The sequence below is a fragment of the Streptomyces sp. NPDC017936 genome (assembly GCF_044328485.1).
Classification (GTDB): domain Bacteria; phylum Actinomycetota; class Actinomycetes; order Streptomycetales; family Streptomycetaceae; genus Streptomyces.
In genome coordinates this window covers 569,879-596,143 of record NZ_JBIRHK010000003.1, presented here as the reverse complement: position 1 = coordinate 596,143, position 26,265 = coordinate 569,879, and the positions used below count along the sequence as shown (strand labels likewise).

22 protein-coding genes are annotated in these 26,265 nt (G+C 73.9%); 9 read left to right on the top strand and 13 right to left on the bottom strand.

From position 1 onward, the window contains the following. Positions 1–31: 31 nt before the first annotated feature. Positions 32–1,120, top strand: coding sequence for a multiple monosaccharide ABC transporter substrate-binding protein (chvE, locus tag ACH4F6_RS09215; protein ID WP_397959269.1), 1,089 nt, complete (start codon positions 32–34; stop codon positions 1,118–1,120). A 17-nt stretch (positions 1,121–1,137) separates the two neighbouring features. Here the strand turns inward: chvE and ACH4F6_RS09210 are convergent, their stop codons facing one another. The 6 genes from ACH4F6_RS09210 to ACH4F6_RS09185 form a co-directional block, all read right to left on the bottom strand. Continuing rightward, positions 1,138–1,599 (bottom strand): RrF2 family transcriptional regulator, encoded by a 462-nt coding sequence (locus ACH4F6_RS09210; protein WP_397959268.1) that lies wholly within the window; start codon positions 1,597–1,599, stop codon positions 1,138–1,140. 54 nt (positions 1,600–1,653) lie between these two features. Continuing rightward, positions 1,654–3,171: an alpha-N-arabinofuranosidase gene (locus tag ACH4F6_RS09205; protein ID WP_397959267.1), complete on the bottom strand. Its 1,518-nt coding sequence runs from the start codon at positions 3,169–3,171 to the stop codon at positions 1,654–1,656. Between the two features lie 119 nt (positions 3,172–3,290). Continuing rightward, positions 3,291–4,259, bottom strand: a complete 969-nt coding sequence (locus tag ACH4F6_RS09200) for an arabinan endo-1,5-alpha-L-arabinosidase (protein WP_397959266.1) — start codon at positions 4,257–4,259, stop codon at positions 3,291–3,293. A gap of 21 nt (positions 4,260–4,280) precedes the next feature. After that, entirely contained in the window at positions 4,281–5,144 is an 864-nt protein-coding gene (locus ACH4F6_RS09195) for a carbohydrate ABC transporter permease (protein ID WP_397959265.1), read from the bottom strand. Beyond that, positions 5,141–6,082 carry a carbohydrate ABC transporter permease gene (locus ACH4F6_RS09190; RefSeq protein WP_397959264.1) on the bottom strand — a complete coding sequence of 314 codons (942 nt, stop codon included), beginning with the start codon at positions 6,080–6,082 and terminating at the stop codon, positions 5,141–5,143. The genes ACH4F6_RS09195 and ACH4F6_RS09190 overlap by 4 nt, the downstream gene beginning before the upstream one ends. Then, on the bottom strand, positions 6,079–7,437 hold the full coding sequence (locus ACH4F6_RS09185; protein ID WP_397959263.1) for an extracellular solute-binding protein: 1,359 nt from the start codon (positions 7,435–7,437) through the stop codon (positions 6,079–6,081). The genes ACH4F6_RS09190 and ACH4F6_RS09185 overlap by 4 nt, the downstream gene beginning before the upstream one ends. Before the next feature lie 416 nt (positions 7,438–7,853). Here ACH4F6_RS09185 and ACH4F6_RS09180 point away from each other — a divergent pair, with 416 nt between their 5' ends. Genes ACH4F6_RS09180 through ACH4F6_RS09170 form a run of 3 tightly spaced genes read left to right on the top strand, consistent with a single transcriptional unit; the run spans position 7,854 to position 11,144 of the window. After that, entirely contained in the window at positions 7,854–8,459 is a 606-nt protein-coding gene (locus ACH4F6_RS09180; RefSeq protein WP_397959262.1) for a toxin-antitoxin system, toxin component family protein, read from the top strand. Further along, the gene (locus ACH4F6_RS09175; protein WP_397959261.1) at positions 8,456–9,736 is read left to right on the top strand and encodes an MAB_1171c family putative transporter; all 1,281 of its coding nucleotides are present in this window, start codon (positions 8,456–8,458) and stop codon (positions 9,734–9,736) included. The genes ACH4F6_RS09180 and ACH4F6_RS09175 overlap by 4 nt, the downstream gene beginning before the upstream one ends. Next, the gene (locus ACH4F6_RS09170) at positions 9,690–11,144 is read left to right on the top strand and encodes a pyridine nucleotide-disulfide oxidoreductase (protein ID WP_397959260.1); all 1,455 of its coding nucleotides are present in this window, start codon (positions 9,690–9,692) and stop codon (positions 11,142–11,144) included. Before ACH4F6_RS09175 ends, ACH4F6_RS09170 begins: the two co-directional genes overlap by 47 nt. Before the next feature lie 81 nt (positions 11,145–11,225). Here ACH4F6_RS09170 and ACH4F6_RS09165 read toward each other — a convergent pair whose 3' ends face one another. Further along, on the bottom strand, positions 11,226–12,089 hold the full coding sequence (locus ACH4F6_RS09165; RefSeq protein WP_397959259.1) for an SMP-30/gluconolactonase/LRE family protein: 864 nt from the start codon (positions 12,087–12,089) through the stop codon (positions 11,226–11,228). Continuing rightward, positions 12,086–12,859, bottom strand: coding sequence for an IclR family transcriptional regulator (locus tag ACH4F6_RS09160; protein WP_397959258.1), 774 nt, complete (start codon positions 12,857–12,859; stop codon positions 12,086–12,088). Before ACH4F6_RS09160 ends, ACH4F6_RS09165 begins: the two co-directional genes overlap by 4 nt. 219 nt (positions 12,860–13,078) lie before the next feature. On the opposite strand from ACH4F6_RS09160, the gene ACH4F6_RS09155 reads away from it, so the two are divergent. Next, positions 13,079–13,678 carry a hypothetical protein gene (locus ACH4F6_RS09155; RefSeq protein WP_397959257.1) on the top strand — a complete coding sequence of 200 codons (600 nt, stop codon included), beginning with the start codon at positions 13,079–13,081 and terminating at the stop codon, positions 13,676–13,678. A gap of 7 nt (positions 13,679–13,685) precedes the next feature. Here ACH4F6_RS09155 and ACH4F6_RS09150 read toward each other — a convergent pair whose 3' ends face one another. From ACH4F6_RS09150 to ACH4F6_RS09130, 5 genes are all read right to left on the bottom strand, one after another. Further along, complete coding sequence (locus ACH4F6_RS09150; RefSeq protein WP_397959256.1) at positions 13,686–16,667, bottom strand: hypothetical protein; 2,982 nt, start codon at positions 16,665–16,667, stop codon at positions 13,686–13,688. After that, positions 16,667–17,305 (bottom strand): hypothetical protein, encoded by a 639-nt coding sequence (locus ACH4F6_RS09145; RefSeq protein ID WP_397959255.1) that lies wholly within the window; start codon positions 17,303–17,305, stop codon positions 16,667–16,669. Before ACH4F6_RS09145 ends, ACH4F6_RS09150 begins: the two co-directional genes overlap by 1 nt. Before the next feature lie 341 nt (positions 17,306–17,646). After that, positions 17,647–18,579 carry an AAA family ATPase gene (locus ACH4F6_RS09140; RefSeq protein WP_397959254.1) on the bottom strand — a complete coding sequence of 311 codons (933 nt, stop codon included), beginning with the start codon at positions 18,577–18,579 and terminating at the stop codon, positions 17,647–17,649. Further along, the gene (locus tag ACH4F6_RS09135; protein ID WP_397959253.1) at positions 18,576–19,838 is read right to left on the bottom strand and encodes a toll/interleukin-1 receptor domain-containing protein; all 1,263 of its coding nucleotides are present in this window, start codon (positions 19,836–19,838) and stop codon (positions 18,576–18,578) included. The genes ACH4F6_RS09140 and ACH4F6_RS09135 overlap by 4 nt, the downstream gene beginning before the upstream one ends. A gap of 188 nt (positions 19,839–20,026) precedes the next feature. Further along, complete coding sequence (locus tag ACH4F6_RS09130; protein WP_397959252.1) at positions 20,027–20,899, bottom strand: RimK family alpha-L-glutamate ligase; 873 nt, start codon at positions 20,897–20,899, stop codon at positions 20,027–20,029. 194 nt (positions 20,900–21,093) lie between these two features. Here ACH4F6_RS09130 and ACH4F6_RS09125 point away from each other — a divergent pair, with 194 nt between their 5' ends. From ACH4F6_RS09125 to ACH4F6_RS09110, 4 genes are all read left to right on the top strand, one after another. Continuing rightward, positions 21,094–22,563 carry an acyl-CoA synthetase gene (locus ACH4F6_RS09125; protein ID WP_397959251.1) on the top strand — a complete coding sequence of 490 codons (1,470 nt, stop codon included), beginning with the start codon at positions 21,094–21,096 and terminating at the stop codon, positions 22,561–22,563. After that, positions 22,560–23,891: a carboxyl transferase domain-containing protein gene (locus ACH4F6_RS09120; protein WP_397959250.1), complete on the top strand. Its 1,332-nt coding sequence runs from the start codon at positions 22,560–22,562 to the stop codon at positions 23,889–23,891. Before ACH4F6_RS09125 ends, ACH4F6_RS09120 begins: the two co-directional genes overlap by 4 nt. Positions 23,892–24,031: 140 nt before the next feature. Further along, the gene (locus ACH4F6_RS09115) at positions 24,032–24,400 is read left to right on the top strand and encodes a CU044_2847 family protein (protein ID WP_397959249.1); all 369 of its coding nucleotides are present in this window, start codon (positions 24,032–24,034) and stop codon (positions 24,398–24,400) included. Then, positions 24,397–26,097, top strand: coding sequence for a trypsin-like peptidase domain-containing protein (locus tag ACH4F6_RS09110; RefSeq protein ID WP_397959248.1), 1,701 nt, complete (start codon positions 24,397–24,399; stop codon positions 26,095–26,097). Before ACH4F6_RS09115 ends, ACH4F6_RS09110 begins: the two co-directional genes overlap by 4 nt. Positions 26,098–26,265: the final 168 nt, after the last annotated feature.

Below are 26,265 nucleotides of genomic sequence, written 5' to 3'. Positions count from 1 at the left end.
TCAATGACGAGAAGAACAAGGAACGATCACCATGCGCACTCGAAGAGCCGCTCTCGGCATCATCACCGGCGCCTCCCTCGCCCTCGCCCTGTCCGCCTGCGGCGAGCAGAGCGCGGCCGGCTCCGGTTCCGAATCCGAAGGCGGCACCATCGGGATCGCCATGCCGACCAAGTCCTCCGAGCGCTGGCTCACCGACGGCGAGAGCCTCGTCAAGGACCTCGGGGCCAAGGGGTACGAGACCACGCTGGTCTACGGGGACGACGACCCGCAGGCCCAGATCACGCAGATCGCGGATCTGGTCCAGCAGCGCGTCGACGTGCTGATCATCGCGGCCATCGACAACAAGTCCCTGACCGGCGTGCTCCAGCAGGCCGCCGACGCCGACATCCCGGTGATCTCCTACGACCGGCTCATCCTGGGCAGCGGGAACGTCGACTACTACGTCTCCTTCGACAACGAGCAGGTCGGCCGGCAGCAGGCCCGCCACATCATCGACCGCCTCGGACTGGAGAAGGGCAAGGGGCCGTTCACCCTCGAGCTGTTCGCCGGGTCGCCCGACGACAACAACACCCGGTACTTCTACGAGGGCGCGATGTACCTCCTCCAGCCGTACCTGGACAGCGGGCAGCTGGTCGTCCGGTCCGGTGAGATCAAGCTGGAGAAGATCACCACGCTGCGCTGGGACGGGACGACCGCGGAGGCGCGCATGAAGCGCATCCTGTCCACGTCGTACAACGGCAGGACGGTCGACGCGGTCCTGTCGCCGTACGACGGCATCTCCCGGGGGGTCCTGTCCGCGCTCAAGTCGTACGGCTACGGCTCCGACGGCAAGGACCTGCCCGTCGTCACCGGACAGGACGCCGAACTCGCCTCGGTGAAGTCGATCATCGCGGGTGAGCAGTCGCAGACCGTCTACAAGGACCTCCGCGAACTGGCCACGGTCACCGCGAACATGGCCGACGACATCCTCAAGGGCAGGACGCCGAGGATCAACAACCGGCGGAGCTACCAGAACGGCGTGAAGGCCGTGCCCGCCTACCTGCTCCAGCCGGCGAGCGTCGACAAGAGCAACTACGCCTCCGTCCTGGCCGGTTACTACACCGCCGACGAGCTCGGGTAGACGAGCTCAGGCAGCGGTCACGGGTTCTCCCAGGCCGCCGGCTCCGCCGCCAGCAGCCGTACGGGTTCCGGGAGGGCGTCCGCCGCGATGTCGGCGACCGTGACGCCCTCCAGGATCCTGCGGACGTTGGCCCGCAGGGCGATCCACAGGGGAAGGAGGGGCTGGGCGGAGCCCGTGTAGGTCAGACCGGTCGGGCGTTCGCCGCGGACGGACACGATCGGGCCGTCGACCGCCCTGATCACGTCCGCGACCGTGATGCTCCCGGGCTCGCGGGCGAGCCGGTAGCCGCCGCCCCCGCCGCGCCGGCTCCCGACGATCCCGCCCCGCCGCAGGTCGCCGAGGATCCCCTCCAGGAACTTGTGCGGGATGTCCTGCGCGGCGGAGATCGTCTCCGCCTTCACCGGGGTGTCGTCGCCGTGCCGTACGGCGAGTTCCAGTACCGCCCGTACCGCGTAGTCCGCGCGTGCCGAGATCCTCATGGCGCCCATTGTCCGGTGCGCCGCCGTGCGACGGCGCACCGGAGGGTCACGGGGTCAGGCCAGTCGGACGACGTTCCAGGACAGCGGCTCCAGGGTCGCCGTCAGCGTCCCGTCCGACACCGCCGTGCCCCGCGCCGGGTGCGGGGCGACCCGCTCGGGGTCGGCGAGGGTGTTGCGGGCGTCCGGGTCGGCGTCGGCGAGCACGCTGTGCTCGACCAGCCGGGAGACGCCGAGGCCGCCCAGCGCCACTTCCAGGGGGAGCGGCTCGGTCCGGCTCCGGTTCACGGCGAACACGGTGACCGTGCCGTCCTGCGCGCGCACGGCGGTCGCGTGCAGCAGGTCCGCCTCGCCGTACTTCTTCGTCTCGTACGTCGGTGAGTCGACCCGGACGTCGAGGACCTCGCCCCGGCCGTACCGGGACGCCTGGGCGAACGGGAAGAACGTCGTCTGCCGCCAGGCCGGGCCGCCCGGCTCGGTGAGGATCGGCGCGATGACGTTGACCAGCTGCGCGAGGCAGGCCACGGTGACGCGGTCGGCGTGCCGGAGCAGGGCGATGAGGAGGGAGCCGAAGACGACCGCGTCCGTGACGCTGTAGTTGTCCTCCAGCAGGCGCGGGGCCTCGGGCCAGTCGGCCGGGTCGCCGGTGCGGGCGTGCTCCTCCCACTTCGACAGGTACCAGACGTTCCACTCGTCGAAGGAGAGGTTGATCTTCTTCTTCGACTTCAGCCGCGCACCCACGTGGTCGCAGGTGGCGACCACGTTCTCGATGAAGGACTCCATGTCGACGGCGGAGGCGAGGAAGGAGTCGACGTCGCCGTCGAGCGGTTCGTAGTAGGCGTGCAGGGAGATGTGGTCGACCAGGTCGTAGGTCTCGGCCAGGACCGTCGCCTCCCACGCGGCGAACGTCGGCATCGACTGGCCCGAGCTGCCGCAGGCGACCAGTTCGACGCCCGGGTCGATCTGGCGCATGGCGCGGGCCGTCTCGGCGGCGATCCGGCCGTACTCCTCGGCGGTCTTGTGGCCGGTCTGCCAGGGGCCGTCCATCTCGTTGCCCAGGCACCACAGCCGGATGCCGAAGGGCTCCTTGTCGCCGTGGGCGATCCGGCGCTCGGACAGCGCGGTGCCGGAGGGGTGGTTGGCGTACTCCTGGAGCTCGAGGGCCTCGGCCACACCGCGCGTGCCGAGGTTCAGGGCCATCATCGGTTCCGCCTGGGGGCCGATCTTCTTCAGGAAGGCGATGTACTCGGACAGGCCGAAGCGGTTCGTCTCCGTCGAGCGCCAGGCGAGGTCCAGCCGGCGGGGGCGGTCCTCGACGGGGCCGACCGAGTCCTCCCACTTGTAGCCGGAGACGAAGTTGCCGCCGGGGTAGCGGACGGCGGTGACGCCGAGTTCGCGGATCAGGTCGAGGACGTCCGTGCGCAGGCCCTCGGCGTCGGCCGAGGGGTGACCGGGTTCGAAGATGCCGGTGTAGACGCAGCGGCCGAGGTGTTCGACGAAGGAGCCGAAGACGCGGGGGTTCACCTCGCCGACGGTGAAGGCGGGGTCGAGGGTGAAGCGGGCCTTCTTGGTCATGGGGTCCCTTCGGGGTGGTTCCGTTCCGTTGCCGGGTGCGGGTGGGTGCGGGGTGGAGGTGGGGGGTGGGGGTGCTCGCGCTCGTGCGGCGGAGCCGCCCGGGGACACGGCCCCGCGCTCTAGCGGACGACCGGCCAGCCGTCCTTCGTCCAGCTCAGCCTGTTGAGCCCGAGCTTGGGGGTGCCGTCGTCCTCCGCGTCGTAGTAGTGGTAGGCCAGCCAGTCCTGGCCCCGATCGCGGAACACGGACTGGCCGCCCGTGCCGACGTACCGGCCGTGGCCCTCCAGCAGCAGGTCGCCGCCGCCCTCCAGCAGGGGCTTGCCGGTGCTGTCCGTGTACGGGCCCGTGATCCTCGTCGATCTGCCGACCTTGATCTTGTACGTGCTGTTCACGCCCGAGCAGCACGCGTCGTACGACGCGAACAGGTAGTAGTGGCCGCCGTGCCGGACGATCTCCGGGCCCTCGACCGCGTACGGCTCGTCGGGGCGGGTGGCGAGGTGGTGGACCGGCGCGTCCTCGATCGCCTTGCCGGTCCCCGGGTCCAGTTCGACCATGCGGATGCCGGTCCAGTACGAGCCGAACGTCATCCACAGGCGGCCGTCGGCCCGGACGACCGCCGGGTCGATGGCGTTCCAGTGGTCGGTGGTCCGTGAGGTGAAGACCTCGCCGTGGTCGGTCCAGGTGCCGGGCAGGCCCGTGCGGGAGGTGGCCACGCCGATCGCGGAGTGGTTGGTGCCCCAGGAGGAGACGGCGTAGTAGAGCCAGTAGCGGCCGGCGCGGTAGGAGAGGTCGGGGGCCCAGGGGTCGCCGGTGTCGTTGTACTCGTACCACCAGGCCGGGGGTTCGGCGAAGGCGTTGCCCGCGTCCTTCCAGTGGACGCGGTCCTTCGAGGTGCGGGCGCCGATGACGCCGCCCGTCGAATAGGCCACGTAGCCGCCGGACTTCAGGCGCATCACGGTCGGGTCGTGGATGATCCGCTGGCCGGTGACCGGCTCGGGGTCGGGGTAGGTCACGTCCGCCCGGGCGGTGGCCGGCAGCAGGGCCACGGCCGCGGCGGCCAGGAGGGCGACGAGTCTCAGACGCTTCACCTCAGGCTCCTCTCGGCGGGATCACTGACCGGCCAGACCGGTGTGGGCGACGCCCGCCACGATCTGCCGCTGGAAGAAGACGAAGACGACGATCAGGGGCAGGCCCGCCATCAGGCCGCCGGCCATGAGCTGGGCCCACTGGATGCCGTAGGAGTTCATGACGGTCGCGATGCCGTTCGGCATGGTCATCAGGTCGGGGTTGTTGGTGACCATGTAGGGCCACAGGAAGTTGTTCCAGGAGCTGATGAAGGTGAAGATGCCGACGGCCGCGAGCGAGGGGCGGGACAGCGGCACGATGATCGTGAAGAAGACGCGCCAGCGGCCGGCGCCGTCGAGGAAGGCGGCCTCCTCCAGTTCGCGCGGGACGCCCTGGAAGAACTTGTAGAGGATGTAGACCATCGCGGCGGGCGCGCACTGCGGCAGGATCATGCCCCAGTAGGTGTCGACCATGCCCATCTGCTGGACGGTGGTGAACAGGGGGACGCCGAGCACGGCCGGGGAGACCATGAGGCCGGCCATGACCACGCCCATCAGGACGTTCTTGCCGCGGAACTCGGTGCGGGCGAAGCCGTATCCGGCCAGGGCGCTGACCACCAGCACGATCGCCGTCACGCAGACGGACACCACCAGGGAGTTCACGAACCAGTTGGTGAGGTTGCCGGTCTCGAAGACGGCCGCCCACGCCTGGCCGGTCCACTCCTCGGGCAGCCAGTGCGGCGGTACCTCGACGGCCTCGGTCTCCGACTTCAGGGAGGTGAACAGGGCCCAGAAGAGCGGGGCGAGGAACACCACGGAGACGGCCGTGCCGAGCAGGGTGAGGACGATCTGGCTGGGTGTCCAGCTCCGGCGGGGCCTGATCCGTGTCTGCTGTGCGGCGGTGGTCATCGGCCGCCCTCCTCACGGTTGCGCAGCAGCCACATCCGCGCGAGGGCGACGGCCGCGATGATCACGAAGAAGATGATGGAGACGGCGGAGGCGTAGCCCACGCGGTAGCTGGTGAAGCCCTGTTCGAGGGTGTACTGCACGAAGGTGCGGGTCGATTCCTCGGGGCCCGGGCCGAAGTCCTGCATCACGACGGCCTGGTCGAAGACCTGGAGCGAGGCGAGGATCTGCAGGGCGACGACGAGGCCGGTGATGTGGCGCAGCATCGGCAGGGTGATGTGGACCATGCGGTGCCAGGCGTTCGCGCCGTCGATCCTGGCGGCCTCGTAGAGGTGCGCGGGGATGCCCTGGAGGGCGGCGAGGTAGAGCAGGAAGCTGAAGCCGACGGTCCACCACAGGGTGGTGATGACGACGGCGAGCATGGCGTACGACTTGTCGGTCAGCCAGGGCGTCTCGAGGCCGAAGACGTGGTTGATCATGCCGGTGCCGGGGTTGAACAGCCACTGCCAGAGGTTGGCGGCGACGGTGGACGGCAGCAGGAACGGCAGGAAGAAGCAGAGCCGCCACAGCCATTTCCCGCGCTCGATGTGGTGGGCGAGCATGGCCAGGAGGAAGGCGAGGACGGTGATGCAGGGGACGACGAGCAGCGTGAACCAGGCGCTGTGGCCGAGGGAGTCCCACATCAGGGGGTCGTCGAGGGCCTCGCGGTAGTTGTCGAGGCCGAGGAAGCTCGCGCCGTCGCCGGAGATGTTGGCGTCGGTGAAGCTGAGGTAGAGGCCGCGCAGCAGCGGCCAGACCACGAAGAGCGCGAACAGCACGAGGAACGGGGCGATGAACCAGCCGCCGTGCTGGAAGCCCTGCCTGCGGCGGACGGTGGCGCCGGCGGCGGCGGTGTTCGCGCGTGCCGGGCGGATGACGGTCTCGGCGCTGGTCGTCGTCATGCGACGGCACCTCCCTGCGCGGCGGTGCGGCCGTCCATGGGGTTCTTCGAGGCGAGGAGCCGGACGAGCGTGCTCTTCATGCGGCGGGCGGCGGCGCCGGGCTCGGCGGAGCCGGTGGTGGAGGAGACGACGACGGGGCCGACGCGCTGGGCGAGGACGCCGGTGGAGCCGGCGAACCACACCTTGGGCTCGGTGGCCTGGTGGTCCATCGCGGAGACGTACTCGCTCTGCGGGTTCAGCTTCCGGTACGCGTCCGTGGACAGGGTGGGCGTGTGGGCGGGGATGTGTCCGCCGGCGGCCCACTGCCGGGCGTGCCGGACGATGTAGGCGGCGAGCCGGTGGGCGCCCTCGTCGGCGGCGCCGCCGCGGCCGGACTGGTGCGGGAGCACGAAGGCGTGCGACTCGGCGTGGGTGGCCGGCTTGCCGAAGACGGGCGGCAGGGGGGTCGCCCCGTACTCGACCTTCGCGGCGTCGAAGACCGGCACCGACCAGTTGCCCTCCCAGACGAAGGGGGAGCCGTTGACGAACTGTTCGGCGCCGGCGTTGCCGCCGAAGCCGGGGTCCGCGTACCCGTCGGTGATGTGGCGGCGCAGGAACTCCAGGACCTGGGTGGCCTTGTCGGTGTCGAAGGTGACCTCGGTGTTGGCGTCGTCGAACCAGGTGCCGCCGAGCTGGGTGTAGAAGGCGACGAAGAACCACCACTGGAAGTTCTGGTCGCTGTGCCACAGGCCGATGGTCTGCAGCCCCTTCCCGGTGGCCTTCCTGGCCTCCTTCAGCACGTCGAACCACTGGTCGGTCGACGTCACCTGGACCATCCTGCCGTCGGGGCCGAGCAGGCCCGCCTTCTTCAGCACGTCCTTGCGGTAGAAGCAGAGCTGGACGTGGATGTCGAGCGGGAGGGCGTAGAGCTTGCCGTCGATGACGGCCCGCTTCCACAGCGCCGGGTTGAAGTCGGCTTCCTCGACGCCGTACTCGGCGAGCAGGCCGACGTCCCAGGGGTCCAGGAGGCGGCCGGGCGAGAACCCGGTGACCCGGCCCAGGTGCATGACGCCGAGGTCCGGCGCGCGGTTGCCCGCGGCCGCCATGGCGAGCTTGGTGTAGAAGGGGTTGCCCCACTGGAGGGTCGAGTCCTTCACGTCGATGCCGGGGTTCGCCGCCCGGAAGGCGTCCAGCATCGCGATCATGTTGTAGCCGTCGCCCCCGCTGAAGAGGTTCCAGTAGCGCACCCGGGTGTCGGCGCCGGAGGCGAGCGCGTCGGCCCCGGTCCCGAGCGCCGCGAAGCCGAAGCTCCCGGCCACGGCCAGCCCGCCTGCGGCGGCGAGGAGTTGCCTGCGGTTCAGGCCAGGTTGTCCCATACCTTGCCCCTGTCGTTCGACATGTCGAATAACGCCCGTAACTTCGAACGGGACCGTAGGTTCGATGCGCGCCCGCGTCAATGGTTCCGACACGACTTCCGACAGCGCTTTCTGTCACCGGCCGCCGGTCGGGTCCGGTCACGCCCGCCCGGACCCGCCGGTCACGCCCGCCCGGGCCCGCCGGTCGCGCCGGCCCGGGACCGCCGGTCGCGCCCGCCCGGACCCGCCGGTCACGCCCGCCCGGGACCGCCGGCTGCGCGGGCGCGGACACGCCGATCACAACCCGCCTGAGACTGTCCGCCGTTGGCCGTTCGCGCCCACCGCCGGTGTACCTGTGAACGACTTCGCGTGACGCGGGCAGTTCCGGCCGCGTAGGCTCGAACAGGCTGCCGCAGGGCGGTCAGAAGGGGGACCGGATGGACATCGCGGGCGCGCGCGGCAAGGCGTCCCGGGTCGCCTCGGCGCTGCGGCGCGCGAGGACCGGGCCGGCCATGCGCGAGCTGACCGGCGCGCTCCGCACCGCGCTGCGGGCGCGGCCCCGGCCCCCCGCCGGGGTGCGGGAGGTCTCCCGGGCGCTGTGCGAGGAGGTGGCCGCGCTGCGCGGCGGGCGTCCGGTCGAGCTGCGCTTCGAGCGGTTCCCCGACGAGTTCGACGTGACCGGACTGTGGCTGGAGTTCCAGGACTTCGACCTGGTCATCGTCGAGGAACGGGCCGAGGCCGTGCAGCAACTGGTCATCCTCGGGCATGAGTTGTGGCACCTGCACGCGGGACACCGGCACCACCGCGGGATCGGCACGGCCGCCGCGCACGCGTTGGCCGGACGGCCCGGCTGGGACGACGTCGCCCTGACCGTCGCCGCCCGCGACGGCTCCCGCAAGCACGACGAGGCCGAGGCCGACGCCTTCGGGCACCGGCTCGCGGCGGCCTTCCGCCCGTACCTGTCCGACCGGTCGGACGACGCGCCGCCCGACCCGGTCCAGCGGACGCTCGGCTACCGCGGACGAGGAGGCCGGGCGCGGTGACGCACGCGATCGCCCTCGACCAGTTCTACATCTCCTTCTGGATCCCCACCGCCGTCCTGTGCGCGGCCCTGGCCATCAAGCTGCCGACCATCATCCGGCTGTGGCGGGACCCGCTGCTGCGCGCGGTGGGCGGTCTGCTGCTGCTCGCCTGCACCGTCTTCGTCTTCGTGGCGCCCTCGACGATCGCCTGGACCAACCGGGTCACCGGGGTGCCCAACATCTCGGCGCCCTGGTGCTACTCGCTGCTCACCGCCTTCGCCGGCTCCTGCCTGCTCCTGATCATCGCCTGGCGCAACGGCCTGTCCGAGCGCTCCCCCGCGACCCGCCGCGCCATGCGCTGGGTGATCGGCGCCTACACCGGTGTGATCGCCGCGCTGTGGATCCTGTTCTTCCTCGCCGACGCGGACGTGGAGCGGCTGCGGGACCTCGACACCTATTACGCCAACACCCCGTTCATGCGCGAGGAGATCCTGCTCTACCTCCTCGCGCACTGCGTGGCCGTGCTCATCACCTCACGGCTGATCTGGAACTGGGTGCGCACCGACGGCCTGGACGCCTGGCTGCGCTCGGGGCTGGCGTGCCTGGGCGTCGGCTACGGTCTGAACCTGGTCTTCGACGCGTTCAAGCTGACCGCCGTCGTCGCCCGCTGGACCGGGCACGACCTGGACTGGCTGAGCACCAACGCGGCACCGCCCGTCGCCTGCCTGTCCGCCATCCTCGTCGCGGCCGGCTTCATCCTGCCGCACGCCGGACAGTTCCTGCACGACCGGTGGCGGGTACGGGCGGCGTACCGCGCGCTGCGGCCGCTGTACGTGCTGATGCGGACCGTGCAGGGCTCCGGCATCCCGTTCGCCGTGCGGGCCACTCCCGAACTGCGGCTGATCCGTCGGGAGACCTACATCCGGGACGTGCTGCTGGCGCTGTCCCGGCACATCGACGAGGACGGCATCCGGCGCGCCCACGCCGCCGCGCTCGACCTCGGCCACCCGCCCGAGCGAGCACGGGCCCTGGCCGCCGCCGTGGGCATCCAGGACGCGGTCGCCCGCAAGATCCGGGTGCCCGACGACGGGAGCACGACACGTCCCGACACCACGGACCTGCTCCAGGAGATCGGGGCCGTCTCCCGGGCCCTTCGCACCCCAGACGACGTGGCTGCCGTCCGTGCCCGCGCAGCCGCCCCGCACGATCCTGATCCCCAGGCCCCGGCAGCAGAGAGCAGCGTTCCCGCACATGAGACCGAGACCGTCCACCACCACGTCCATCACCGCCGCGACTGATCACGCGCCCGAGCCTCCCGCCGCCGTCGTCCTCGGTGGCTCGCTCGCCGGTCTCCTCGCCGCCCGCGCCCTGGCGGACGCCACGGGTGGCCGTGTCACCGTGGTGGAACGCGACACGCTGCCCACCGGGCCCGAGCCGCGCCGGGGGCTGCCGCAGGCGCGGCACGTGCACCAGATGTGGTCGGGCGGAGCGCGGGCCCTGGCGGAACTGCTGCCGGGCATCAGCGACCGGCTGCGCGAGGCCGGGGTACGCCGGCTGCCGGTCACCACGGACATGGTCGCGCTGTCGCCGTACGGCTGGTACCGGCGGTGGGAGGAGTCCCACCACATGCTCCTGGCCGGCCGCGACCTGCTGGACGCGGCGATCCGCGCGGCGGTCCTCGCGGACGATCGGATCGAGGTACTGGAGCGGACCGAGGGGGTGGGACTCGTCGGCACGGGGGATGCGGTGGCCGGGGTGCGGATCAGCGGGGTCGGCCGTGCCGACACCTCCGAGCGTGTCCTGCGGGCCGGGATCGTCGTCGACGCCACCGGGCGCGGTTCCCGGGCCGTGCGCTGGCTCGGCGAGCTGGGTCTGGGTGAGCCGCGGCGGCGGGAGGTGGACTCCGGGGTCGCGTACGCCAGCCGGCTGTTCCGGGCGCCGGAGGCGGCCCGCGAGGTGTTCCCCGTCGTCAACGTCCAGCCCGACCCGCGCACCGGCGAGCCGGGGCGGGGTGGGGTGCTGCTGCCGATCGAGGGCGGGCAGTGGCTCGTCACGCTGTTCGGCTCCCGCGGCGGCGAACCGAGCGCCGACCCGGCCGACTTCGTCCGCTACGCCCGAGAGGAGCTGCGCCACCCCGTCATCGCCGACCTCCTGGGACAGGCCGAGCCTCTCGGCGAGGTGGCGTTCACCCGCACGACCGCGAACCGGCGGCTCTACTACGAGCGCATGCCGTCCTGGCCGGAGAACTTCGTCGTGGTCGGCGACGCGCTGTGCGCCCTGAATCCGGTCTACGGGCACGGCATGTCGGTCGCGGCCCAGGAGGCGCTGGCGCTGCGCGAGATGGTACGCCGTCACGGGCCGGGCTCGCCGGGGCTGTCCCGGCGGATCCAGAAGGCGGTCGCCCGGCGCGCCTCCGCCGCCTGGGACCTGGCCATCGGCATGGACGTGTTCTACCCCGGTGCCACCGAGCACGGGCCCACCCTCCGGGAGCGTCTGCTCGCGGCGTACGTGGGGCGCCTGCTGTACACCGCCACCGGCAACGGCCGTATCGCCCGCCGGGTGACGGACGTGACGTCCCTGGAGCGGGGCGCCGAGGTGCTCGTGACGCCGGGGATGCTGGTGGCGGCGGCGGTGGGGCCCTTGAAGCCGGCACTCACCGCTCCGCCGCTGACGGCCGAGGAGCTGAAGAGGGCGGGGTTGGGGTAGCGGACCCGGCCCGCCCCGGAGGAACCGCGGGGCGGGGGCGGCCGGTCCGGCCGTCCCCCGATCCGGCCGCGGCGTCGGGGCTCAGCCCGCGAACGCCGGCTGGGCGACCCCCTTGCCCGCCCCCGGCACCACCAGCAGGGAGCCCGCCACCGGGTGCGGGGCGTCCAGGCCGACGCGGGCGGTGGTGACGTACAGGTCGGTCAGGTCCGCGCCGCCGAACGCGCAGGCCGTGACGCGCGGGGTCGGCAGGACGATCACCCGGTCCAGCTCGCCGGCCGGCGTGTAGCGGCGTACCGCTCCCCCGTCCCACAGCGCCACCCACACACAGCCGTCCGCGTCGACGGTGAGGCCGTCCGGGAAGCCGGCGCCCTCCTCGATCTCCACGAACGGCCGGCGGCCCGAGACCCGGCCGTCCGCGTGGTCGAGGACGTCGACGCGACGGGTCGGGGAGTCGACGTAGTACATGAGGCGGCCGTCCGGGCTCCAGCCCGTGCCGTTGCTCACGGCCACGTCGTCGAGGACCACCTCGACCGTGCCGTCGCCGGTGAGGCGGGAGAGGGTGCCGCCGCCGGGGGCCTCGTCGTAGCGCATGGTGCCGGCCCACAGGGAGCCGTCGGGGGCCACGGCGGCGTCGTTGGCGCGGCGGCCGGGGACGGGCTCGTGGTGGAGCCAGCGGAAGCCCTCCCCGTCCGCGTCCAGCAGGGCGACGCCGTCGCGCAGGTTGAGGACCAGCCCGCCGCCCGCGCGGGGCTTGGCCGCGCCGACGTGCTGGTCGGTGACCCGGACCGCGCGGCGGCCGGTGGCGGGGTCGTAGGCGTGCAGCCGGGCGCCCAGGATGTCGAGCCAGAGCAGACGGCCGGCGGCCGCGTCCCAGGTCGGGCCCTCGCCGAGAGCGGCCTGCGCGCGGACCGCCACCTCGTACCGCGTCGTGTGCGTCGTCGTCATGCCACGCTCCGGTAGCCCAGCTGCTCGGACAGCTCGGCGGCGCCCTTGGCGGCGAGCTCCTCCAGTTCGGCGCGGCGCTCGTCGCTCCAGCGGATCATGGGGACGGAGATGGACAGGGCGGCGACCACCTGGCCGGTGCGGTCGCGCACCGGTGCGGCCACGCAGCTGACGTCCGGGTTGGACTCGCGGCTCTCCACCGCGATGCCCCGCTCCCGGATCTCGGCCAGGGCCTCGCGCAGGGCGTCCGGCTCGGTGATGCTGTTCGGGGTCATGCGCACGAGGTCGGCGTCGTCGGGGATGCGGGCGCTCAGCTCCGGCTCCGGGAGGGAGGCCAGCAGCATCTTGCCCACGGAGGTGCAGTGCGCGGGGAGGCGGCGGCCGGCCGCCGAGACCATGCGGACCGCGTGCGTCGAGTCGACCTTGGCGATGTAGATGACGTCCGTCCCCTCGAGGATGGCCACGTGGACCGTCTCGTCGCAGGTCTCGGCGACGGAGCGGGCCACCTGCTGGCCCTCGGCGGCCAGGTCGAGCTGCTCGGCGTACCGGCTGCCGAGCTGGTACGGGCGCACACCGAGGCGGTAGCGTCCGGGCTGTCCGGGCACGGGGACGATGTAGGACCGGGCGGCGAGCGTGGTCACCAGCTCGTGCACGGTGGTGCGCGGCAGCTGGAGCCTGCGCACGATGTCGGGGGCGGAGAGCGTCCCGTCCCCGTCGAGGAAGAGCTCGAGAATGTCGAGAGCCCGGGTCACGGCAGGTACGAGTCGTCCCACGACCGGCCCCCTCCCTAAGTCGTCTCAGGTGCCTGCGTTCGAGATTTCAACAGGCGATCGGCATGACGAACACAGGCTAGTCATACTCGCTCGCGCCGGGCAATGGCCCGGAAAAGTCCGGCCGGCCACGGCCCCGCGGGCGCCCGCCGCCGGTGGGGGCGCCGCCCCTGCCGGAGGGCCGCCGCCCGGGACCGGGCCCGATGGGTGACGATGGTGCGCATGCCGTCCGCGAAGCGCCCCGCAGACCCGTTCACCGCCCGCGACCTCCAGCTGGTGCTGCTGCGCCGCATGGCCGACCACAACCCGGACCTGGTGGACGACGCGCGGCGCGAGCTGGGGGCCTCCCCGGCCGAGATGCGCGAGGCCAACCGGCGGTGGCAGGCGATGGTCCGCTCCCCGCACGCCCGCGGATCGCTGTCCCGGTACCGCTCGGTCCTGGGCGAACCGGAGTCGAGGACGCCCCGCCGGCTCGGCGACCTCGACTGCGAGGCCTGGCTCTGGCCGCTCCCCCTCTGGCCGCACCTGCGCTTCGAGGTGCTGCTCGCCCCGAACGGCGCCGTGGGGAACGAGTGGCTGGTCCGCGCCCCGGGAGCCGAACCGCCGGTCCTGCGCACCCTCGACGACCTCACCCCCTGGTCCTGCACGGTCGACGACGCCGCCCGCGCCTTCGCCCCCGCCCGGCCCCTGGAGGGCACGGCCCCCACTCGGTGGGGCCTGGCCCTCACGGCACCGGACGGACGGGGGGTGCGGCGGCGGGTGGTCGCCGAGTTCACCTGGGGGCTGCTGCAGCGGACGACGGTCGTCGGGGAGCCGGACTGAGCGGACATCACCTCGGCCCTCCGTCCGGCCGGTTCAGGATCAGCGACTTCACCTCGTCCCTCATCCGTCTCGCCTCCCCGCGCCGCCCCAGCGCGTCGAGGCAGACGGACAGTGAGTTGAGGCTGCGGGCCAGCGACAGCCGATGGGCCGACCGGTTCCGGGCCGTCAGTCCGCGGTAGATCCGCACCGCCTCCCCGAGGGCGTCGACGGCCTGTGCGAGCTCCCCGGCCTCCCGCAGCCAGTGGGCCGTCCCCTCCAGCGTGGCCGCCAGATCGGCCTCACGCCGTCCGGGCCGTTCGGCCTCGAGCTGCCGGTAGAGGCCGACGGCGCGGTGCAGCGCGGCCAGCGCCTCCGGCAACTGCACCGGTCGGTCCGACGTCAGCCACACCGACAGGTTGCGCAGGCTGAGTGCCAGGGCCGGGCGGTGGTCCGCGGCGGAACTGCCGTCCGTCAGACCGGAGTAGAGCGTCACGGCCTCCCGGGAGGACCACACGGCCTGGCGGAACTGCCCCGCGTCCCCGTGGCTGACGGCCAGGCAGTCGAACGCGTCGGCGAGGAGCTGCCGCGAGCGCTCGGTCTCGTCCCGCTCCAGACGGCGCCGTTCCGTGTACTCGACGATCGCCCGGAGCGCCGCGCCGTTCTGCCCCAGCCGGCGCTCCAGCCGCCACAGCTCACGCAATCCACGGACCAGTTCCTCCGAGGGGGCGGCGCCGCTCTCCTCGGCCTGTTCCCGGAGGACGTGCACGGCCTCGGCCGTCGCGTCCCGGGCCTCCCGGTGGCCGCCCAGGGCCACGTGGACCCTGGACAGCACGGCGAGGCTGCGGGCCAGCCCGGAGCGGAAGGCGTTCTGGTCGAACGTGATCAGGTCACGGCAGAGACGTACCCCTTCGAGTGCCACGGCCAGGGCGTCCTCGGCCCGCTCCGCGCCCAGCAGCAGGCCGGCGAGCCTGCACAGGCTCGACGCGCACCCCGGGCTGTTCGCCGCCGAGTGCCGGACCGCCAGCCGCCAGGCGGCCGCCGACTCCTCCGCTCGGGCCAGTGCGTCCCGCGGCCGGTCCAGCTCGGCGAGCCGGTCGGCGAGCCCGTCCAGGGCCTGCCCCAGCGCGGGCAGCGCGGCCGCCGGCTCCCGGTCGGTGAACGGTGTCAGGACCTCCACCGCCGACTCGGCCGCGGCGAGCGCCTCCTCACGGCGGCCCGCGCCGGCGTGCCGTTCCGCGAGCCGGTGCAGGGCACGGCCCGCGCCGATGGCGTGCTCGGTGCCCAGCAGGCCCATGTTGGTCACCGCGCGGTCGCGCTGCCCGGACGGGGTTTCGGGTTCGGCGATCACCTCCCGCAGGAAGGCCCCGGCCTCGGCGGCGTACGCCTCCCCGAAGCCGGCCGGGTCGACGTCGTCGGGGAAACGGCGCAGGGCGTAACGGGGGTTGGGCAGGAGGGGACCGGGGGTGCCGTACGCACCCACGGCCCGGGCCCCGCCCAGGCCGCCGGACGCGGCGACCTCCAGCAGGTCGGCGCCGGTGACGAACCTGCGGCGCGGCTCCCAGCCCGGCTCGGGAGGCGTGGACGGCCCCCGGTGCAGCATCCGGATCAGCCATCCGCCCAGTGACCGGTGGGGGGAGGAGCCGGGAAAGGCCGTCGTGACGACATGCCCGGCCCATTCGGCCGCCCCCGGCACGTCCGCGGGGGCGGAGAACGACGCGGACGGGCCGCCCAGGGTGTTCCAGGACAGGTCCAGCACGATCAGCACCTGCGACGCGCCGGACCGGACACAGGCCGCGTACAGGTCCCGGGCCCCCAGATGCGTCGCGGGGACGCGGGGGTCGCTGTCGCGGACGGCGAGCAGCAACTCCTCCCCGTCGCCGCGGAGCACGGCGGGGCCGCGGTAGTACACCACCAGCGGCCCGTCGGGCGGGTCCGCCGGACCCGGCCGCAGCCGTGCCGGCAGGTACTGGAGCGTCTGCAGTGTGGGATCGTCGAGGTACTCGAGCGTGTAGTGCTCCGCCAGCGCGTTCCCCACCTCGCGGGCCTCCGCGGCCGCCTCCGGCAGTGCGCCCGGCCCGCCCGCGTACCCGCCGACCGTGACGCCGAGGAACCGCCCGCGCAGTTCGGTGCTCCGCGCCACCGTGGCCTGCGCCGGGACGAGGAACACCTCCCCGCGCGCGTTCCGCACCTGGAGCGGCCCGGCCCCCACCGGCACGCGCACCCGGCGGTTCACCGGGACCGACACCTCCCGGTCGGTGCCGCGCGGGCCGCCGCCCAGCACCGTGAGGGTGCGGGGCGCGGTGTCCGGGACGGTGAGGGCGTAGGTGTGCGGCCGTACGGCGGCCCGCGCATCCGGGTCGACCGGTGTGCCGTCGACCTCGAGTCCGCCGCCGTCCCGGCGCACCGTGATCCGGATGTCGTCGAGACAGCGGGCGAGGTCGCCGAGGAGCCCGTTGGTCACGGGTGCCTGCACGGTGTCGAGGGGGAAGCGCCCTCGGGGGAAGTGGGGGCGGGCGACCTGGGCGAGCTGCCACGCGGTACCCGACTCCCGGACCGCGGCCGGCAGCCGCTCCCAGGCAGCCGCGAACCATCGTCGCAGTCCGTCCCGGCCTTCGACGGTGACGGCCTTGAGCACGGGGGCGAGGGCGTCTTCGGCCTCGTCGGTGCGGCCGGCCAGGGCGAGCCAGGTGACGCGCTCCTCCAGGAGCAGCGCGGGCGACAGGTCGGCGTGCACCCGGGCGACGACGTCCCAGAGGGAGTGCACGGGGTCCTCGGGCGGACGCCGCGTGAGCCGGTGGCCGAGGAGCCTCTGGAGCTCCCGCCGCTCGGCGGTGTCGAGAACGATGCCGCGCGGTCCGCGCGAGCGGACGAGTCCGCTGAACCACAGGGCGCTCTCGGTCTCCACGCCGTAGCGCGGGAAGAGGGCCAGCCGCACGGCCCTGATCAGTTCGGGTTCGATGCGCACCGCCACGCTGAGCGCGGTCGCCAGGTCGTGGACGCGGTCGTGCATCAGCGTCGTCGCTCGCCGAGCGCGGCGACCGTGCCCACGGTCGTCGTACGGTCCCAGGTGAGGGCGGACAGCAGTCCGGCGAAGGCGGCGGGCACCCAGGCCACCGGACAGGGCACGAGGGCCAGGGTGGAACAGCCCGCGCGGGCGATGTCGTCGAGCACGTGGTGCCACTCGGTCACGGAGGCCCGGCGAGGGCTGAGGAGGGGGCTGCCCACACCCAGATCGGAGACGATCAGTACCCGGGTCCCTGCTCCTGGCGGACGGTACGGCCGCCAGGTGTGCCGGCCGCCGGGGCCCGCGCCGCGCGTCGGCAGGTCCGCGAAGTAGCAGAGGTGGGTGAGTTCGGCCCCGACCAGCCCGGTGATCTGCCGCACCAGTTCCCGCTGGTCGCGCAGGTACGGCTGCATGCTCTCGCCGAGGTCCACCAGGAGCTGCACGCCGAAGCGCAGGGTGGGGCGGGGTGTGCGCGGCAGCCGGGTCAGCGGCAGGCCCCGCGCGAACGTCTCCACGAGGACGTCGATGTCCGGTTCGCCGTCCGGGACGGTGGTGGTCAGGGCGCTGGTCAGCAGGGCCCGCGAGGAGCGCGGGGCGAACAGGGGTTCCAGCCGCGGGCGGGCTTCGATGTGTTCGTCGGTCACCTGGGGCAGCGACGGCACGGACGCCCACCGGGTGGAGGCGGGGGTGTCGGTGCGGACGGGGAGCAGCAGGGGGAGCTCCCCGGGTCGGGCCGGTCCTTCGGACGTGGCGGTGTCGGGTCCGGGGAGCGGCGTCCGCGGAGCAGGGCCGGCGGGCGGCTCGGGGATGCCGGCGGGCAGGGGAGGCAGGACCGCGGACGGGGCCCCCTCGGAGGATCGCGTCGGCGTCGGCGGAGGCCGGAGGCCCAGGAGCCGGACGACGCGCCTCTGTGTGTCGTGCCCGTAGCCCACCGCGTCCAGGGCCCGAGCCAGGTCGGCGAGCCACACTTCGGGGGGCCGGCCGGTCACTGGACGGTGTCCCGTTTGCTCAGCGCCATCGCGCTCAGCGCCTTCCACCGGGGGTCCCCGATGCCGATCCCCAGGCTCCGGCAGGCGTGGAAGGCGTCCAGGAACTCGGCGGTGCTGGGCCGCCGGTGGGCGGAGCGGGCGGCCTCCTGGCGCAGGTCCTCCAGCTGGTCGGCCAGGGTGCCGGCCAGTGCCCGGTCGGCGGCGGTGAACTCACCGTCGTAGGCGACGACGTGCTCTCGGGCGATGGCGACGAGTTCTTCCCGACCGGGGTGTTCCAGCGCCACGACGAGGCAGCGCCGCAGGAACGCCTCGGGCAGTTCGCGTTGTTCGTTCGTGGTGATGACCACGAGCGCCTCGGTGCCGTCCTCGGGCTCGACGCGCTGTCCGGTCTGGGCCACGGTGAACCGACGGGCGCCCAGCGGCACGAGGAGCCCGTTGGGCAGGTCCGGGTCGGCCTTGTCGATCTCGTCGATCAGGACGACCGAGCGGCGCGCCGCGTCGTCCGCCTGCCCGGCGCCGTCGTCCCAGAGCGTGTCCCCGTGCGCGCGGCGGACGTGCTCGCGGGCGGCGCGCGGAGCGTACGCCTTCCACAGGGCGCCCGGCTCGACGTAGGACCCGATGAAGCGCAGTTGCTGCGCCTGCGCGTCGGCCAGCCGGCGCACGTGGTCGAACGACCAGAGCAGGTCCTGCGCCTGGGTGCGGGAGGTCACCACGTGCTCGTGGTAAGCCCAGCGCCTGACGCCGGCCACGTGCGCGGCGAACGACGACTTGCCGGAACCGGGGTCGCCGCGCAGCAGCAGCGGCCGCCCGGTGGCGAGCGCCACCTCCACGGCCAGATCCAGGTCGCCGCGGACGACGTAGGCGCTGCCGTCGGGCCGGTCGGGCGCGACGGGCGTGCGGGGCCGCTCGTCGGACGGGCTCGAGGTCATGAGGCCAGCCACCTTCCGTCAGCCTCCCGTTCCTTGATCAGTTTGGTCAGGGCCACCTCGGTGCGGCGCATCGTCTTCTCGTCCTCACGGTCCATGGGGAGGTGCACGACACGGTGGGGCTGCTCACCGAGGCCGGTCGTGCCCATGTCCTGGGCCAGCACGATCACATTGAGCCAGGGCAGGCGTTCGGTCAGCCGGCGCACCAGCGCGCCCACGTCGCGCAGGTCCGCCCCGTGCGGGTCGATGACGAGGAAGACCACGTCGTCGCCCAGGGGTTCGTACTCGTCCGGCGACTCGTCGTCGGGCAGGTGCAGCAGATCGCGTACGGCGTCCATGCAGTCCCGCATGAACTCGCGTTCCTGGGCCTCGCCGGCGGCGAGTGTGACGGTGGCGGTCCAGTAGTCCCGGGAACAGCAGGACGCCCGCCGCACGTGCTGGTCGGCCGTGGTGCCGCGCGCGCTGTCAAGGGTCGCGACGACCGGGCCGCCGTCCGGCAGGAGCCGGCGCACCGCCGCGGGATCGATCCAGGCCGGCAGCACGAGTCCGGTGAGTCTCCGCAGCGCGTCGGAGTCGAGGTGGTCGGCGACCGTCTTGAGCGCGGAGTAGACGTGCTCGGGGGGTACGTGACCCAGGAACTGGTGAGCGACGTAGCGGTGCCCCTCCGTCAGCGTGGGGAAGGCCCAGTCGAGCGCGCCGAGCGCACGGGCGGCCCCCCGCAGCGGGTCCTCGTGGCTCACCGTCTCGAGACAGGCGATGATCTTGTTCGACCAGGTCCGCAAGGCGGAGGCGTCGTCGCCGGACAGGACACTCGCCGTCAGGTCCGGCAGCAGTTCCGCCGCCAGGTCGGCGATGTCCGAGCACTCCGGGGTGAGGCTCTTCTGCGCGACGTACTGCAGATCGACCAGGTCCGCCAGACGGGAGTGCCGCACGTCCCCGGACGTCAGGCCCTTGAGCAGCACCGGCACGATGGTGAGACGGGCGCCGAGCGCGCGACGCCACAGCAACAGGTCTGCCTCGCGTTTCAGCCAGTCGGAATCCAGGCTGTTGCGGTGCAGCATGACGATGGCCGCGTCACAGTCGGCGAGCCAGAAGTAGAGGGTGGGCTTCCACTCCACGCCCCCTGCCAGATCGTCCTCGTCGACCTTGACCGACCATCCGCGCCGCCGCAGCCGCTCTTTGACCCGCTGCCGCACCGAGTGGTCGTTGAGCTGGTCTTCCTCGGCCTCCGCCTTGCTGTGACTGATGAAGACCATCGCCATCTGACACTGACCACCCTGTCGCACCCGCGCCCTGTAAGTGCCAGAGCGTCGCAAACCCGACCGGGACAATCAACTCATTCCCGGAAAGCGGGAAGTGACGGCGGGTGAGAATGGCCGAAACCCATTGGGCCAAGGCCTTCGGGTCACCCCCGTGGCGACTTCCGGCACCACCCCGACCGCCGTCGGGATCAACCGTCGGCGACCTTCAGGACCGCCTCCACGACCCGGGGCACCGATGCCGGGTGCAGGTCCAGGAACAGGTTCGGTTCGACCAGCTCCAGCTCCATCACGCGCGGCTGCCCGTCCTCGCCCTCCACGAGGTCGACGCGGGCGTACAGCAGCTCGGGCGCCCCGGGCACGGCGACCAGCGCCCGCTCGGCGACGGCGAGTTCGGCCGGGGTGGGGGTCCAGGGCTCCAGTCCGGGGTGGGCGACCTTGTCCGCGTCGAAGGCGGTGCCGGGCGCCAGGACGGCCCGCTTGCGGCTGGCGTGCAGCAGCCGTCCCCCGAAGAACTGCAGGGCCCGCTCCCCGCCGGTGTCGATGGCCTTCACGTACGGCTGGACCATCGCCGTCAGCCCCTCCTCGTGCAGGCGCGCGAGGTGCCGTACGGCGGTGTCGTGCTGGTCGGGGGTGTAACGGGCGGCGTAGCGGGCGCCCGCGCCCGAGGCCGGCTTGATCACGTACTCGTGGTCGGCCGGGAGGCCGGCGGGCTCGCCGGGGGCCGCGTAGCGGGTGGGGACGACCGGCACCCCGGCGTCGGCGAGGTCGCCGAGGTACCGCTTGTCGGCGTTCCAGCGGACGACGCCGACCGGGTTCGCGAGCCGCGTCGCCCGGGCGCAGCGCTCCGCCCAGGCCGTGAACTCGGCCGCCCGCCAGCTGTAGTCCCAGGTGGAGCGGATGACGGCGAGGTCGTAGGAGGCCCAGTCGGCGTCGGCGTCGTCCCAGGGCACGGCCGTCGCCTCGGCCCCGGCGTCCCGCAGCGCCCGCACGAGGCCCGGCAGGTCGCGGTCCTTGCTGGGCTCCGGGCCGGGGTCATAGGTGACGAGGGCGATGCGGGGCACGGCGGATGACCTCCTCGGACGGCTGTACGACTCCCGGCAGGCTAGCCGGGAGCCCGGCCCCCCTCGGCCACGGGTGCCGCGCGGGCGCCGGCGGGCCGGACGACGTGGGCCGTGGAGCGGCGGACGTGGTGGAGGGGGCGGGGAGGCGGATACGTTCCTGTCGTCGGTGTCCGCCGTCCGCAAGGAGTGTCCGCGTGTCCTCTCTCTTCCCGGCCCTGACCGAGGGTCCGTCCGCTCGTGCCGCACTGCGGTTCGGTGCGCGGGCCCTGACGTACGCGCAACTGGCGGCGGCGGCCGGGGCGGTGGGCGAGCGGGTCCGGGCGGCGCTGGGGGGCGCCCCTCCCGGGCGGGGGCGGGCCGCCGTGTGGGCCACCCCGTCGCTGGAGACCGCCGTCGGGGTCGTGGGCGTGCTGCTCGCCGGGGCGGCCGCCGTGCCGCTGAACCCGAAGTCGGGCGAGAAGGAGCTCGCACACATCCTGGGCGACAGCGCACCGGGGGTGGTGCTGGCGGCTCCGGGCGACGAACTGCCCGACGTCCTCCAGGGGTTCGTGCGCGTCGACGTCGACGTGCACGGCGCCGGACCGGCGTCGTTCACGGAGCCCGACGACGACGAGGCGCCCGCCCTCGTCGTCTACACCTCCGGCACCACCGGCCCGCCCAAGGGCGCGGTCGTCCCGCGCCGGGCGATCGCCGCGACCCTGGACGCGCTCGCCGACGCCTGGCGGTGGACCGGGGACGACGTGCTGGTGCACGGGCTGCCGCTGTTCCACGTGCACGGGCTGGTGCTGGGCGTGCTGGGCCCGCTGCGGCGGGGCGGGGCCCTGCGGCACCTGGGGCGGTTCGGCACCGAGGGCGTGACGCGGGAGCTGGGCGCCGGCGCGACCATGCTGTTCGGGGTGCCGACCATGTACCACCGCATCGCCGAGGCGCTGCCCGCCGACCCCGCGCTGGCCGGGGCGCTCGCCGGGGCCCGGCTGCTGGTCTCGGGGTCGGCCGCGCTGCCCGTGCACGACCACGAGCGGATCGCGGCGGCCACCGGACGGCGGGTGGTCGAGCGGTACGGGATGACCGAGACGCTCATGAACACCAGCGTGCGGGCGGACGGCGAGCACCGGCCCGGGACGGTGGGCGTGCCGCTGCCGGGCGTGGAGCTGCGGCTGGTCGAGGAGGACGGGTCGCCGGTCGCCTCGTACGACGGGGAGACCGTGGGGGAGATCCAGGTGCGCGGGCCGAACCTGTTCACCGAGTACCTCAACCGGCCCGACGCGACCGCGGCCGCCTTCACCGCCGACGGCTGGTTCCGCACCGGTGACGTGGCGGTGCGCGAGCCGGACGGGTACGTCCGGATCGTGGGGCGCAAGGCCACCGACCTGATCAAGAGCGGCGGGTACAAGATCGGCGCCGGGGAGGTCGAGAACGCGCTGCTGGAGCATCCGGGGGTGCGTGAGGCCGCCGTCACCGGGGAGCCGGACCCGGATCTCGGGGAGCGGATCGTGGCGTGGGTGGTGCCCGTGGATCCGCAGTCCCCGCCCGGCGACGGCGAGTTGGCCGACCACGTCGCCCGCCGGCTCGCGCCCCACAAGCGGCCCCGCGTGGTCCGGTACCTCGACGCGCTGCCCCGCAACGACATGGGGAAGATCATGAAGCGGGCGCTGACCGCATGACCGGCGCCCGACGGCCCGGCGCGCGGGAGGTCCTCGCGCTGGTCTCCGACACGTTCGCCGAACTCCCGTACCCGGAGTGGGAGCCGGCGCCCGACGGACCGCTCGGCTGGCCGGGTTACGACGCCTCGCGCGCCCGTGCCGCCGAGCGCACCGGCGAGACGGAGTCCGTGGTCTGCGGCACCGGGAGCGTCGAGGGCACCCGGGCCGTGCTGATCGCGTTCGAGTTCGGCTTCCTGGGCGGCTCGCTGGGCGAACGCACCGGGGACCGTCTGGAGGCGGCCTACGCGTACGCCCGGGAACACCGGCTCCCGGTCGTCCCGTTGATCGCCACGGGCGGCAGCCGGATGCAGGAGGGGATGCTCGCCCTCACCCAGCTCCAGCGCGTGGCGCGGCAGTCGGCGCTCACCCGGGAGGCGGGGCTGCCGCAGATCGCCGTGGTGCGGGACCCGACGACCGGCGGCGGCTGGGCCACCCTGGGCGCGGGCGCCGACGTGGTCCTGGCGCTGCCGGACGCGCAGGTCGGCTTCGCGGGGTCGCGGGTGCGGCCGGCCGACGCCGACCCGGCGGCCTACACGGCGCAGGCGCAGGTCGCGGCGGGTTCGGCGGACGCGGTGGTGGCGCCGGAGCGGCTGCGCCGGACGCTGGGCCGGTGGCTGCGGCTGCTGACCGCCCCGTCGGACGAGCCGGCGCCGGTGCCGCGGCCCCTCGGGGCGACGGACCCGCCGGCCTCCGGCTGGGACGCCGTCCGGCGGGCCCGCTCGCCCCGGCGTCCGCGCGCCGCGCGCTACCTGGACGCCTACTTCGGCGACCGGGCCGGGATCAGCGGCGACCGCTGCGGCGGCACCGATCCGGACGGCATCCTCTGCGGCTTCGGCGAGCACGGGGGCCGTACGGTCGCGTACGCCGCCCAGACGGGGGCCGCGACCCGGCCCGCCGGGTACCGCACGGCCACCCGGCTGATCCGGCTCGCGGACCGGCTCGGCATCCCGGTGCTGACCCTCGTCGACACCCCGGGCGCCGCCAACGACGCGGAGGCGGAACGGCAGGGGGTGGGCGCGGCGATCGCCGAGCTGTTCGGCGCGGTCGCCGGCGCGCGCACGCCGGTCACCACGCTGGTGATCGGCGAGGGCGGGTCCGGCGGGGCGCTGGCGCTGGCCGCGCCGGGGCGCACCTGGGCCACCCCGGACAGCTACTTCGCCGTCATAGCCCCCGAGCAGGCCGCCGCCATCCTCAAGCGGCCTCCGGGGGAGGTGGAGCGGACGGCCGGACAACTGCGCCTGCGGCCGCAGGACTTGGCGGACCTGGGGGTGATCCGGACGGACGGCTGACGCGGTGGCCGGTTTCCGACGGCGCCGACGTTTCCCGCGAGCGGGAACAGGACAACCTCACGTACCGTCCGTAACAATGACGGTGCGCGGAGCCGCACCACGACGGTTCGGCCGGCACGACGGAGAACGACGGGGGCGCCGTGGCAGGAGTGGTGGAGTTCACGACGGACGACGGCGCCGTGGTCGCCGTCGAGACCGTCGAGGAGCCGCGGCCCGGCTCACGGCTGGTGGCCCGCGGCGACGGCACGGTCCGGGCGGCCCGCACCTTCGAGGGTGCCCTGGAGGGGGTGCGCGCGGCCGCGGAGTCGGCGCTGCGGACCTTCCGGGACGGCGCGCTGCGGCCCGACGGCGTGGAGATCGAGTTCGGGGTGAAGCTGGCGGCCGAGACGGGCGCGATCATCGCCAAGGGCACGGCGGAGGGCCATCTGGTGGTGAGACTGACCTGGTCGCCCTCCCCCGCCGGGCCGCAGGCGTCCGCCGCCCGGCCGGAGCCGTCCGCCGCCTCATGAACAGCGCCGAGTGGCACGCCCGCGTCGAGTGCGCGGGCCAGGTCGTCGGCGCGGGCTTCCTGGTCACCCCGCGCAAGGTGCTGACCTGCGCGCACGTCGTGCACGAGGGCCCGGCGGACGCGCTGACGGTGACCTTCACCGAGCGCCCCGGCTCCGCCCCGGTCCCGGCGCGGGTCGTCGTCGACGGCGGCTGGGCCGGCTCCCCCACCGACCCGGGCGACCTCGCCGTGCTGGAACTGGCCGAGGAGGTCCCGGTCGCGCCGGCCGCGCTCGCGCCCGTCGGCGCGGCGCACGGCCGCCGGCCGCGCAAGCTCGTCGTGTACGGCTTCCCGTTCGGCTTCGACGAGGGCACGCTCGCCGAGTACCGCATCACCGCACCGCAGTTGATCAACCGTGAGTGGATGCAGCTGGAGGCCTGGCAGCCCGACGGGCAGCCGCTCGCCCCCGGGTTCAGCGGCGCCGCGGTCACCCTCGTCGACACCGGCGAGGTCGTCGGCATGGTCACGGCGGCCGCGGGGGCGCAGGGGGTGCGCAACGGACGGATGATGCCCACCGAGGTGATGGCCCGGTACTGGCCCGATCTGACGGGCCTCGTCCCCACCTCCGACCACCGCACCGCCGACCGCGCCCGGCTGCGGGACCTGGTCGAGCGGGCCGTGCGCGCCGGCCTGGACTGCGACCCCGTACGGCTCTACCGGTCCGCCGCCGGCCCGTTCGACCCGGAGCCGCCGGAGGAGGGCTTCGACTCGCTGCGCTCGGCCGCCCTGTTCGTGCTCTGCGAGATCGACGGCGAGGACGCGGCCGGCACCGTCGCCCGCTTCACCGAACACGTCGAGGCGTTGTTCCAAGCGCCCGTCGAGACGCCCGCAGCGGCGCCCGACTGGTCGCCGATCCTCGTCGACCTCCAGCACAGCGGCGCGGGCGACGGGCAGGTCCTCGTCGAGGTGTCCGCGTACAGCGGGGGACGCCGGCACCCGGTCGGCTCCGACACCGTCCCGCACTCCCGGCTGCCGGCGTACGTCCAGGACCGCATCGAGGCCGCGTTCCGTCATCTGACGCCGGGGTCCGACGAGTTGATCGCGTTCGCGCTGCCCCGCGACTGGATCGACCTGCCCGTCGACCGCTGGGCGAGCGCGCCGGACGACGACACCCCGCTGGGCTGTGTGTACCCGCTCGTCGTCACCGACCAGGCGCGCCGCAGGGCCGGTACCCGGCACCAGCTGACCCGCGTCTGGAACCGGCTCGACTCGCTGCCGGGCGCCCGGGTGCACCGCGTCGAGTGCGGCGGCGCCGAGGAACCGGCCCGGCTGCGGGTGCGGCTGCGCAAGCCCGACGCCTGTCTGGCCGGCTTCGCCACCGTGCCGGCCGCGGCGGGCACCCGCGCCCACTTCGACACCTCGCTCACCGCGCCGGCCCCGGTGGTCGTCTGGTCCCGGGGCGGCTGCGACAACGGCTCCCAGGAGCCCTGCGCGGGGGGCGCCGGGTGCGCGGGCAAGACGTTCCTGGACGAGCTCGACGCGGTGGTGTCCGGCGTGCCGCCCGCCGAACTGCCGCGCCGGATCCTGGCGTTGCGCGAGGAGGCCGACGCGGAGGACGGCCACTGGGCGCGGGACATCCAGCTGCTGTGGGACGACCCGCGCGTCTTCACCGATCCGCACGGCGGTTCCCCGGCGCACGCCCGGTCCCCCGTGGCCTGACCGGCCCGCCGCCCGGGTCCGGCACGGAGTCCGCCGCCCGGGTCCGGCACGGAGTCCGCCGCCCCGTCCGCCACCGGGCCCGGGCGCCCGGCCCACCGCCGGGTCCGGCACGCGGTCCGCCGCCGGGTCCGGCACCCGGTCCGCCACAAGGTTCACCACCGAGTCCGC